Annotated in this window: 10 protein-coding genes; 9 read left to right on the forward strand and 1 reads right to left on the reverse strand. The window is 73.2% G+C overall.

Annotated elements, in window-relative coordinates:
• The first annotated feature begins 249 nt into the window (after window positions 1–249).
• From QCZ28_RS04570 to QCZ28_RS04600, 7 genes are all read left to right on the forward strand, one after another.
• Window positions 250–732: a hypothetical protein gene (locus tag QCZ28_RS04570; RefSeq protein WP_279515363.1), complete on the forward strand. Its 483-nt coding sequence runs from the start codon at window positions 250–252 to the stop codon at window positions 730–732.
• Window positions 733–776: 44 nt separating this feature from the next.
• Window positions 777–932, forward strand: a complete 156-nt coding sequence (locus QCZ28_RS04575; protein ID WP_007466198.1) for a DUF4177 domain-containing protein — start codon at window positions 777–779, stop codon at window positions 930–932.
• Entirely contained in the window at window positions 929–1,390 is a 462-nt protein-coding gene (locus QCZ28_RS04580; protein WP_030328068.1) for a RidA family protein, read from the forward strand. Before QCZ28_RS04575 ends, QCZ28_RS04580 begins: the two co-directional genes overlap by 4 nt.
• 113 nt (window positions 1,391–1,503) lie before the next feature.
• Window positions 1,504–2,340, forward strand: a complete 837-nt coding sequence (locus QCZ28_RS04585; protein ID WP_279515364.1) for an MBL fold metallo-hydrolase — start codon at window positions 1,504–1,506, stop codon at window positions 2,338–2,340.
• Window positions 2,337–5,990 (forward strand): adenylate/guanylate cyclase domain-containing protein, encoded by a 3,654-nt coding sequence (locus QCZ28_RS04590; protein ID WP_279515365.1) that lies wholly within the window; start codon window positions 2,337–2,339, stop codon window positions 5,988–5,990. Before QCZ28_RS04585 ends, QCZ28_RS04590 begins: the two co-directional genes overlap by 4 nt.
• Before the next feature lie 127 nt (window positions 5,991–6,117).
• Complete coding sequence (locus QCZ28_RS04595; RefSeq protein WP_279515366.1) at window positions 6,118–6,621, forward strand: hypothetical protein; 504 nt, start codon at window positions 6,118–6,120, stop codon at window positions 6,619–6,621.
• Between the two features lie 30 nt (window positions 6,622–6,651).
• Complete coding sequence (locus tag QCZ28_RS04600; RefSeq protein WP_279515367.1) at window positions 6,652–8,148, forward strand: serine/threonine-protein kinase; 1,497 nt, start codon at window positions 6,652–6,654, stop codon at window positions 8,146–8,148.
• On the opposite strand, the gene QCZ28_RS04605 is transcribed toward QCZ28_RS04600, so the two are convergent.
• On the reverse strand, window positions 8,135–8,476 hold the full coding sequence (locus QCZ28_RS04605; protein ID WP_279515368.1) for a hypothetical protein: 342 nt from the start codon (window positions 8,474–8,476) through the stop codon (window positions 8,135–8,137). The genes QCZ28_RS04600 and QCZ28_RS04605 overlap by 14 nt on opposite strands.
• Window positions 8,477–8,645: 169 nt before the next feature.
• On the opposite strand from QCZ28_RS04605, the gene QCZ28_RS04610 reads away from it, so the two are divergent.
• Both QCZ28_RS04610 and QCZ28_RS04615 read left to right on the forward strand, forming a co-directional pair.
• Complete coding sequence (locus QCZ28_RS04610; protein ID WP_279515369.1) at window positions 8,646–9,587, forward strand: transporter substrate-binding domain-containing protein; 942 nt, start codon at window positions 8,646–8,648, stop codon at window positions 9,585–9,587.
• Window positions 9,584–10,798, forward strand: coding sequence for a hypothetical protein (locus tag QCZ28_RS04615; RefSeq protein WP_279515370.1), 1,215 nt, complete (start codon window positions 9,584–9,586; stop codon window positions 10,796–10,798). Before QCZ28_RS04610 ends, QCZ28_RS04615 begins: the two co-directional genes overlap by 4 nt.
• Window positions 10,799–10,806: the final 8 nt, after the last annotated feature.

Here is a 10,806-nt window from a genome sequence, read left to right on the forward strand (position 1 = left end):
TGACCCCCTCGGTGTCGCCCCTGCCTGCCCGGGAGGTCCAGCGATCCGGTGAGCGGTACCCGCGTCGGTTCCGGTGTCGGGCCCCCGACCTGCGGTGTGTCGCATATGTGACTGTTGGTGACCTCTTGTGCGCGTCCTGTTGGCGGGACTGGGGCCACAGACCTACCTTCGTCCCCGGTGCGGGGGCCGGAACGGACGAATGGGGCCGGGCCGGAAGCATGGTCCGAGAGGTACGACCGGAGGCAGTGCATGCGCGACGCGGACAACGTTCCTCGTACCCACTTCCCGACGAACGACCGGCCCCGCCGGCCGGGGACGGTGGTCGAGGCCGGCGGGCAGGTCAGCAACCAGCCGATCAACGAACGGTCGTACCGCCGGACGCCGGAGCAGGCGGAGGCGGCCCGGGTGCCGAGCCAGCCCGTCGAGCGGATCCGCGACGACGACGAGCCGGGCTTCGTCATCCACCTGCCGATCCGGGTGCCGAACCTGGCGGCGGCGACCGTGCTGGCCGGCCGGGTCGCGGTGTCCCTGGGGTTCCTGCCGGAGCTGGACGCCGGCGAGACCACCGTGTCCAACGCCGACGATCAGAACAACCGGCACCGGGTCTTCTGCGACCTGCTGCTGCCCGACCGGTCGCGCTGCCCTCAGGGATACGAGCACGAGGGTCGCTGCGGGGAACTGCCGGCCCCGTCGGAGCAGCGTCCCGTACCTCGTCCCGCCAGCGGACCGTAGGCTGTCCCTCGAACAATTCCGCACCGAGAGGGAGCCCTTCAGCGATGCAGAAGTGGGAATACTCCACGGTCCCGCTGCTGGTCCACGCGACCAAGCAGATCCTCGACAACTGGGGCGAGGACGGGTGGGAGCTCGTCGCCGTGGTCCCCGGACCGAACCCGGACCAGCTGGTCGCCTACCTGAAGCGGCCGAAGGCATGAGCAACGGTCCGCACGCGAAGCTCGCCGAGCTCGGCCTCGAACTGCCCGAGGTCGTGCCGCCGGTGGCCAGCTACGTCCCGGCGGTGCAGTCCGGGCAGCACGTGTACGTTTCCGGCCAGTTGCCGATGGCCGAGGGCAAGCTGCTCGGGACCGGCAAGGTCGGCGCCGGGATCTCCGCCGAGCAGGCGAAGGACCTGGCCCAGCGGTGCGCGCTCAACGCGCTGGCCGCTGTCGACTCGCTGGTCGGCCTGGAGAACGTGGTCAAGGTGGTGAAGGTGACCGGGTTCGTGGCCTCCGCGCCCGGCTTCACCGGTCAGCCCGCCGTGGTCAACGGCGCCTCCGACCTCCTCGGCACCGTCTTCGGGGAGGCCGGCCGCCACGCGCGTAGCGCGGTTGGTGTGGCCGAGCTGCCCCTCGACGCCCCGGTGGAGATCGAACTGATCGTCGAGGTCGCCTGACCCAACCGCGATCTTGCACTTGCTGTCGCGACGAAAGCCGTGAAGAGGCATGAAACAGCAGCAGCAAGTGCAAGATCGCGGGGTGTGGCGGGCGGGGTCGTACGATCGCAGCCATGAGCGGGCACGTGACGGGGGCGGTGGCGGCGCTTGCCGACGAGTTGCCCCGCTGGGTTTCGCTGCTGCGTGCCCCCAACCCGGGGCCGATGACCCTCGACGGCACCAACACCTGGGTGCTGCGCGCCCCGACGGCCGAGTACGCCACCGTGGTCGACCCGGGGCCGGCGGACGAGGGGCACCTGACCCGGATCGTCGAGCACGGCCCGGTCGGGCTGATCCTGATCACCCACGGCCATCCCGACCACACCGAGGGCGCCGCCCGCCTGAGCGAGCTGCTCGGCGGGGTGCCCGTCCTCGCCGTCGACCCGGTGCACACCATCGGCGTGGAGCCGCTGACCAGGTCGGGCGGGAGCTTCGGTGACTTCGGTCTGCGCATCCGCCCGCTGCCGACGCCGGGGCACACCGCCGACTCGGTCTGCTTCCTGGTCGAGCACGACGACGAGCGGGTGGTGCTCACCGGCGACACCATCCTCGGCCGGGGCACCACCGTTGTCGCCCACCCCGACGGGCACCTCGGTGACTACCTGACCAGCCTGGAGCTGCTGTCCGCGTACCGGGGGATTCCGGCGTTGCCGGGACACGGCCCGGCGCTGGCCGACTGCGCCGCCGCCGCCGATTTCTACCTCGCCCACCGTCGGGCCCGGCTCGACCAGGTCCGGGCGGCGGTCGTCGCCGGTGCCCACACTCCCGCCGACGTGGTCGCGACGGTCTACGCGGACGTGGACCGCTCGCTCTGGTGGGCAGCCGAATGGTCGGTCCGTGCCCAGCTGGAGTATCTGGGCGTCGACACCGGGGAATCCCCGCCCGGGGTCAGTGGGTTGGAGCACATGTGACCTGCCCCGTGTGTGGAACCGTTGCCGTTCCCGGTGCGCGGTTCTGCCACAACTGCGGTGCCGCGCTGCCGGCCGCCGCCACGTTGCCGGCGGCCGAGCGTCGGGTGGTCACCGTGCTCTTCGGCGACCTCTCCGAGTTCACCTCCTGGTCGGAGGACCTCGACCCGGAACGCGTCGGCGCGGTCACCGACCGGGTGCTCGCCGCCCTCGCCGGTGCGGTGAAGACCTTCGGCGGGCACGTCGACAAGCTGACCGGTGACGGCATCATGGCGGTCTTCGGCGCTCCGGTGGCGCACGAGGACGACGCCGAACGCGCCGTGCGGGCCGCCCTGTCCATGCAGCGGGCCGTCCGCCGGGTGCTCGACGACGAGCGGGGCGGCGGCGCGCCGCTCGGGCTGCGGGTCGGGTTGAACACCGGCGACGTCATCGCGGGCATCCAGGCCGCCATCGAGTACACGGTCATCGGGGACACGGTGAACACCGCGGCCCGGCTCGCCGACGCCGCCGCAGTCGGAGCCGTCTACGCCGGCGGGCGGACCGCCGCCGCGACGAGGCACGTCTCCTCCTGGCGGGCGTTGCGCCCGTTGCGGCTCAAGGGCAAGCGGGAACCGGTCGAGGCGTACGAGCTGCTGGGTCTGCTGGACGCGCCGGGCACCCGCTCGGGGCTCGGCGACGAGGCGCCGTACGTCGGCCGGGAGACGGAGATCGGTCGGGTCGCCGGCCGGCTGGCCGAGGTGATCGACCAGGGCGACCCACGGGTGCTGCTGATGACCGCCGAGGCGGGTATCGGCAAGTCCCGGTTCGCCGCCGAGGTGGAGCGCCTCGCCGCCGGGTACGACGTCGGTGCCGGCCGGTACGCGGCGCACACCGGGGCCCGGGTGCTCTCGGTGCGCTGTGCCGCGTTCGGCGAACGGCGTCGGCTCGCGCCCCTCGCCGACCTGGTGCGGGCCGCTGTCGGCCTGCCCAGCGACGCGTCCACCGCACTGACCCGCCCGGCGGTGGAGGAGCGGCTGCGTCGGCTCGGGCAGCGGCTCGCCCGATCCGGTGCGGAGACCGCGCCGATCGCCACCGAGCAGCTGCTCGCCCTGCTCGGCTATGCCGAACTCCCGGCGCACGGCGGCACCGACAGCGGCGAGTGGGGCGGGTCGGGTACCCCGGCTGCGGACGCCGAGGTGGTGCCGAACGCGGTCGCCGACCTGCTCAGTGGGCTCGCCTCGGAGGCCCCGCTGGTGATCGTGGTGGACGACCTGCACGATGCCACCGCAGAGACGATCAGCGCCCTCGGGTTGACCCTGTCCAGGATCACCGGCCCGGTGCTGGTGCTGCTGCTCGGCCGCCCGGAGCTGGTGCGTACCGCCGGCGCGCTGACCCGGGTCGCGGACGCCGAGGTGCACTCGTTGCCGCCGCTGCGCGGCGCCGACGCGGCGCGGCTGCTGACGAGTTACCTCGGCGGCGGCAAGCTGCCCCAGGCCGACGCCGACCGGTTGCTCGCCACCGCCCAGGGCAACCCGTTCTACCTGGCCGAACTGGTGACCCTGCTGATCGAGCGGGGTGCGCTCACCACCGAGTCGGTGCGCGGTGCCGGTGCCGCGTCCGTCCGCGGCGTCGCCGTGGAGCGGTCCGGTTCCGGCGATCGGGAGTCGAGCGGGTCGGCCAGCTGGCGGTTGGTGCCGGGTTCGCTGGGCAGCCGGCTGCTCTCCCGCGACCTCGCCGCCGTGCTGGCGGCCCGGATCGACGCGCTGCCGCCGGACGCCCGGTCGGTGCTGCGCGACGCGGCGGTCACCGGTGACACGGTGCCGACCGGCGCGCTGGAGGCGATGCGCGAGCAGCGGGCCGGTCGCGACGGCCGGCCGTCGGCAGTGGTCGCCGTCGAACTCGACCGGGCGATCGAGGAGTTGCTGCAACGCCGGATGCTGCACCGCTCGCGTGCCGGCTACTCGTTCGCGACGCCGCTCATGCGGGAGGCCGCGTACGCCGGGGTGAGCAAGGCCGAGTTGGCCGAGCGGCACGCCGCGTTGGCCCGCTGGGCGGCACCGGTGGACGAGGCCACGCCGAGCACGGTGGGCGGGTTCACCGACGAGGCCCGGGACGACTTCGTGGCGATGCACGTCGAGCGGGCCGCCACGCTCGCCGACGCGGTGAAGCTGCGTCCGGACGCGTCGGCCCGCGCGGTGGTTCCGCTCGGCGTCGCCGCGCTCGGCCGGGCCGCCCGCCGGTCGCTGTCCGCCGGTGAGCCGGCGATGGCCGTCGAGTACGCCGAGCGCGCGACCGAACTGGCCCGCGACGGGGTGCCGGCCGCCGACCAGGTGGTGCACGCCCGGGCGTTGCTCCAGGTCGGCCGGGTCTCCGATGCGTTGGCGTACGCCGAGAAGATCGCCGCGAACGCGCGGGACGAGGCCACCCGGGTCAGCGCCCTGCTGCTGGCGGGGCAGGCCCAGGAGACTCTCGGGGACCAGGGTCGGGCGGTGACCGCCTGGCAGGAGGCGTTGCAGGTGGCCACGGAGGGTCAGCTGCCCACCCAGCGCGCCACGGCCATGCGCCGGCTCGGCATGGCCGACTTCGTGGCCGGGCGGTTGAGCCAGGCGAGCAGCCGGTTGGCGGCGGCGTACCAGGTGAGCCTGGGCGTTCAGGACCGGCGCGGGCAGGCGTGGTCCCTGCAGAACCTGGCCTGGGTGACCACCACCCGGGGTGACTTCGCCGGCACCGACGCGGTGCTCGGCCGGGCGGCCCGGCTCTTCGCCGAGCTGAAGGATCCGTACGGGCGGGCCTGGTTGCGCGGCACCACGGCGTTCGCCCGGCTGCTCGCCGGTCGACTGCGCGAGGCGTGTCGGATGGCGCAGGTGTTCCTGCCGTTCGGTGAGCGGGTCGGCGAGGCGTGGGCGGTGGGGACGTTGCGCGCGGTGGCGGCGTTCGCGACCGCCGAGCTGGGCGATCTGGCCGAGGCGGACCGGGAGGCCCGGCGGGCGTACCGGGAGTTCGCTGCCGCCTCCGACGACTGGGGCCGAGGTTTCGCCCTGGTGGTGCGGGCGGTGGTGGCGCGCGGCCTGGGCGAGCCGGAGCACGCGGCCGACCTGCTCACCGACGCCCTGGCGTACGCGGAGCGCACCTCGCACCCGCTGCTCACCGGGATGGCCGGGACACTGCGTGGGTTCGTCGCGTTGGACATGGGCGACTGCGAGACGGCCGAGCAGGTGGCCCGGGCGGTGCTGACCGCCGTGGAGCCGCACAACCCGCAGGCCCCGGCGCAGGTGGCGCCCCGGGTGCTGCTGGCGACGGCCCGACTCGCCGCCGGCGACTCGGCGACCGCTGTGGGACTGCTTGCTCCGGTGGCCACGGCCGCCGCCAACGCACCCTCGCTGCTCTTCTCCCGCCGCCAGACGATGGCCCAGTACGCTGCGGCGTTGCTCGCGCACGGTCAGCGGGAGCAGGCGTTGGACTGGGCCCGCCGAGCGGTCGGCGCACCCGCCGAGGACGTGCGCAGCCAGGTGATCGCGGCGAGTGTGCTGGCCGAGGCGTTGGCCGCCTGCGGACGTCCGGCGGAGGCGCTGTCCTGTGCGCAGGAGGCGGTCCGCCTGGCGTACGCGACCGAGCAGCGCAGCGAGCGGGCCGCGGCGGACGCCCTCCACGCCCGCCTGGCCGCCCTGGTCTGAACCGCCCCGGGGGAGGGTGCAGGTTCTGCCGGTTCTGGGGATGTGGTGCCCGGGGTGAGCGGCTAGCGTGTCACCACCGCGTACGGGTCCACAGTGGTGACCGTCGCCGTGCCTGGGGAGGCCCTTCATGAAGCTGCCGCGATCCATCGCGGGCTGGACCATCGCGGTCTTCGGCGTGCTGGCGCTGGTGATGGGAGCGGTCGGGCTGCTCTGGCCGGAGGCGCAGCTGCGCATGCTCGGGTTCGAGGTGCCGGCGACGCGGGCCGTCGGTGACCACACCGGGACGTTCCTGCTGGCGTCCTCGATGGCGGCGTTCAACATGGGCGTCTACTACCTGCTCGCCACGGTGACCGAGTGGCGGGCGTTCTTCCGCTTCACGGTGGTCTTCCGGCTGGTCACGTTCACCGTGTTCACCATCGCGGTGCTGGCCGACATCGCTCCCGACCGGTTCTTCGGGGTGGCGGCGTGGGAAGGGCTGGGAGCGGTGGCCACCGCCATCGGTCTGCGTCTGGATGCCCGACGGGGCATCCCGGCCGGTGGGTCCGGAACGTCCGACGGTGCCGAGACGACCGCGGTCGCCGAGGAGGGTACCGGTCCCACCGGTGCGACTCCGGCGGACGCGGCGCGCTGAGCCATCGGTCGGGTTGGGTATTTTCGAGCGGTGACCGACTCCCCGACCGGCGGCGTGCGCGTGCCGATCGTGCCCGGCCTGACTGATTTGCGGGTCTTTGCCCGGGGCGGGTACGCGACCGTCTACCAAGCCACCCAGATCTCCGTGGATCGCGAGGTCGCCGTCAAGGTCGAGAACCGGACGCTGGACAGCGAGCGGGACCAGGCCCGCTTCCTGCGCGAGGCGCGGGCCGCCGGCCGGATGTCGTCGCACCCGCACGTGGTGGACCTCTTCGACGTGGGGGTCACCATCGATCAGCACCCCTACCTGATCATGGAACTCTGCGACGGCTCGTACGCCGAACGGATGCGCACCTCGCCGCTGGGCCCGGTGGAGGCCCGCGACCTGGGCATCAAGATCGCGGACGCGCTGGCCCACTCGCACGCCGCCGGGGTGCTGCACCGGGACGTGAAACCGGCCAACATCCTCTACTCGGGCTTCAACTCGGCGGTGCTCGCCGACTTCGGGCTCGCCGTCCTCGCCGAGCACCGGGACGCCTCGGTCACCCTCGAGGTGCTCACCCCGGCGTACGCGCCGCCGGAGATGTTCAGCCACAGCCCGCCATCGCCGGCCGTCGACGTGTACGCGCTCTGCGCCACCCTCTACGCGGTGATGCACGGCCGACCGCCGCGCTGGCAGTCCGAGCGCAACCCGAGCCTGGTCACCGTGCTGGAGATGTTCAACCAGCCGCTCCCCGCCCTGCCGGGGGTGCCGGACGAGCTGATCGACGTGCTGCGCGCGGGCATGGCCAACGACCCGGGCGAGCGCCCATCCGCCCTGGAGTTGCACGACCTGCTCAGCAACCTGCCGCTCGGCTCGCCGGCGGCACCGGTCAGCGGCGCTCCGATCAGCGGTGGCGCGACGCTGTCCGGCCCGTACGCGGCCAGCCAGCCGGTGCCCCGCCCACCCGTTGAGGACACCCAGCCGACTCTCTCCACCGGCCGGCGTTGGCGGCGATGGCTCTTCGGCGGCGTCGGGGTGCTCGCCCTGGCCGCCTCCGCGACCGCCGGGGCCTGGGTCGCGGACCGGGCGCCACCACCCACCCCGTACCCGTCCGCCACCCAGATCGCGGCGCCGGCGACCGGACCGTTGCCCGGCTGTGCGACCGGCACCGGCGCGCCCACCGCCCTGCCCGAGGGCGCCCGGTGCCTGCCCGAGCTGGAGTGCTTCGGCCCGATGCGGATCCGCGGCAGCCGCGCCGAGGCGGCCCGGCTGTCCTGCGCCGGCCGACACACCTGGGAGACGTACGCCGAGGGCATCCTGCCGGTGTCGCTGGTCGGCGCCACCTACGACGAGGTGGCCGCCGCTGAACCCGTGCGGCAGGTGTGCAGCGCCACCACGTTCCGGCTGACCACCGGGATCGCCGAGGTGACCGGCTGGCACCTGGAGGTGCTACCGCCGGTCGACGGCAGCATCGACCGGACCTACCGGTGTCTGGCGGGGCGCGGCGTGGACGCGCTCACCGCGCCCACGCTCACCGGCCGCTGAGGCCGTTCGACCCGCGTCGGCGGTCACGCACCGCACGCAACGCGTCCCGACTGTCCAACGCGTCGAGGGTGTCCGCGTCGATGCCGTACGGCATCAGCTCGGGCGGCCCGACGGCTGCCGACCGGTCCACCGGCTCGGGATCGTCGCCCTGACGAGCGGCGGAGACGGCCACCCCGGCGACCATGGTCATCAGCACGCAGAGCAGCGCGAGGACCACGCCGAGCAGATCCTGCCGGCGCCACACGACCAGCATGACCAGCGGCGCAAGGGCTCCGAGCGCCGCGAGCACCGCCACTGTGCGCGCATCGGGTCTGGGCAATCGGCTCACCCGTCCAGCATGTCGTGACGAGGCCGGCTGTCAACCGCAGAGCCGACTGTCGTGCCGATCGGCGTCGATCCCGGGCGACCCGGCCGACATGGCCGACGGCACCCACACGGACTGGACAAGAACCGCTACTCTCAGTGTCCCGCAGGCTCTTCCGGCAGCGAGGTCGCCCATGAGCTCAGGCAGTTCGCAATCCCGGCTCCGCTCGATCGCGTCGACGCTGGCGGTCGCCCTGACTCTCACCCTGGCCGCTGCCGCCGGTTGCGACAGCCGCAAGGAACCGGAGTTGCTGTCGGTGCAGGAGAAGATGCGCGAGACCCACATCTACGGCCAGTCGAAGCTGCGCATCGGCGTCGCCACGAACGAGCCGCTCATGGGTGAGCTGCGCAACGGTCAGCACGTCGGGTTCGACGTCGAGATCGCCCGGTACGTCGCGGCCTCCCTCGGCTACGAGGGGGAGCAGCGGCTGGAGTTCGTGTCGGTCGCCACCGAGGACCGCATCCCGTCGCTCCAGGGCGGCACCGTCGACCTGGTGGTGTCCAGCTTCTCCATGACCGAGGACCGTAAGAAGCTGGTCAGCTTCGCCGGGCCGTACTTCGTCACCACGCAGGAGGTGATGGTGCCGGTCCGACTCAAAGACAAGATCCGCACCATTGAGGACCTGCGCGACCCGGCCTACAAGGTCTGCACCAGCGGCGGCTCCACCACCGAGGCCGAGTTGGAGAAGCACCAGGTCAAGACGTTCGTGGTCAAGGACGTCGGCGACTGCGTCGACGGCATCCGGAAGGGCCGCTACGACGCGGTCAGCTCCGACGAGTCGATCCTCGCCGGTTTCCTGGCCAGCTTCCCCAAGGAGTTCGAGATCGTCGACATGCCGTTCGGCACCAGCGAGTTGCTGGGCATCGGCGTGCCGATCGGTGATCCCGCGCTGCGCGACCTGGTCGCGTACTTCCTGCAGAAGAGCTACGAGCAGGGTCGCGACGGGGACGCCAGCCCCTGGCAGACCGCGTACAACCGCACCCTCGGCCCGTGGCTGAAGGCCGAGAAGCGCCAGCCGCAGCCGCTGGAGGTGCCGAAGCTCGTCGACTTCGACGACAAGGCGCCCGCGAAGTGAGCGCGGCACCGACCGCCACCGGCGGAGACGGGCCGGTGCCGCCGCCCCGCAGCTCCGTGCCCGGCGGCGCTGACGAGGCGCCGAGAGTCGACGGTACGGCCACCGCAGCACCGGTCGTCGACCCTCCACCGGCCGGACCGGACGGTGAGGTTGCCTGGCCGGCCGCCGTGCCGGTCGCCGAACCGGCCGAACCGGTCGTCGCCGAGGTGCAGCCCGGGCGGGTCCGCTGGGATCCGGCGGAGCGGCGGGCCCGAGCCAGCCAGTCGTTCTGGACCGCGGTGGTGGGCGTACCCGCGATCTTCTCGGTGCTCCGCCTCGGCGTGGAGGCCGGCGGCGAGCTTCAGACCACGCTGCTGCTGGTGGCCAACGTCGGGCCGGTCAACCTGCTCGCCGGCTTCCTGACCACGGCGGCCCGGCTGCTCTCCACCGGCCTGGTCGCGGTGTTCGCGCTCGGCGCGGTGCTGGCCGTCAGCGCGGACCGACTCCCGCCGGGCACCCGGCGTCGCCCGCTCTTCGCCCGCTGGGCCGACATCACGCCGGCCTGGGTGGTGCTGGCCAGCTTCCTGCTCGCCCTGATCACCTGGCCGCTGCTCTACCTTCCGCTGCTGTTGCCGGCGTTCGTGGCCGCGTTCCAGCTGCGCCCCGGGCGGCTGCACGAGCGGGTCGTGCCTCGGCTGCTGCTGATCGGCGCGCTGCTCGCCGGTTACGGCTGGCTGATGCTGCCGACTCTGCGTGCGGCGGTGCAGCAGGGTGGCGAGTTGCTGGTGATCGCGCTCATCGTGGTGCCTCCGCTGCTGGCCCTGTTCATCGCGGGGCCGCTGCCGGGCATGGTGATCCGGCCGCTGGCGTCGGTGACCGAGGTGGCGGTGCTCGCCACACTGGTCTGGGCAGCGGTGCCGGTGATCAGCACACCGGTGCTGCCGCTGACCGTCACCACCGTGGGCCCGGAGAGTGGGCCCACCGAGGACGTCCGCGGGCACGTGGTCACCACCGACGACGTCAACATGGTGATCCTCCAGGAACGGGGTGGGGTCCGGTACGTCCCTGTCGATCTGGTCCGCGCCCAGGTGCTCTGCCCGAGCGAGGAGGAGTTGCCCCGCCACCAACTGCGCATTCACGACTTCCATGTCGAGGATTCACTGTTGGAGGGCATGGGTCGTCGGGTCCGCCCGGTCCACCGCATCGACGCCGCCTGCCGCACCCCGGCCTGACCGCCGAC

The sequence above is a fragment of the Micromonospora sp. DH14 genome (assembly GCF_029809455.1).
Taxonomy (GTDB): Bacteria; Actinomycetota; Actinomycetes; order Mycobacteriales; family Micromonosporaceae; genus Micromonospora; species Micromonospora parva.

Coding starts and splice junctions, on each gene's coding strand:
- QCZ28_RS04575 (WP_007466198.1), top strand. CDS start 777: ATGCAGAAGTGGGAATACTCCACGGTCCCGCTGCTGGTCCACGCGACC.
- QCZ28_RS04595 (WP_279515366.1), top strand. CDS start 6,118: ATGAAGCTGCCGCGATCCATCGCGGGCTGGACCATCGCGGTCTTCGGC.
- QCZ28_RS04585 (WP_279515364.1), top strand. CDS start 1,504: ATGAGCGGGCACGTGACGGGGGCGGTGGCGGCGCTTGCCGACGAGTTG.
- QCZ28_RS04580 (WP_030328068.1), top strand. CDS start 929: ATGAGCAACGGTCCGCACGCGAAGCTCGCCGAGCTCGGCCTCGAACTG.
- QCZ28_RS04610 (WP_279515369.1), top strand. CDS start 8,646: ATGAGCTCAGGCAGTTCGCAATCCCGGCTCCGCTCGATCGCGTCGACG.
- QCZ28_RS04570 (WP_279515363.1), top strand. CDS start 250: ATGCGCGACGCGGACAACGTTCCTCGTACCCACTTCCCGACGAACGAC.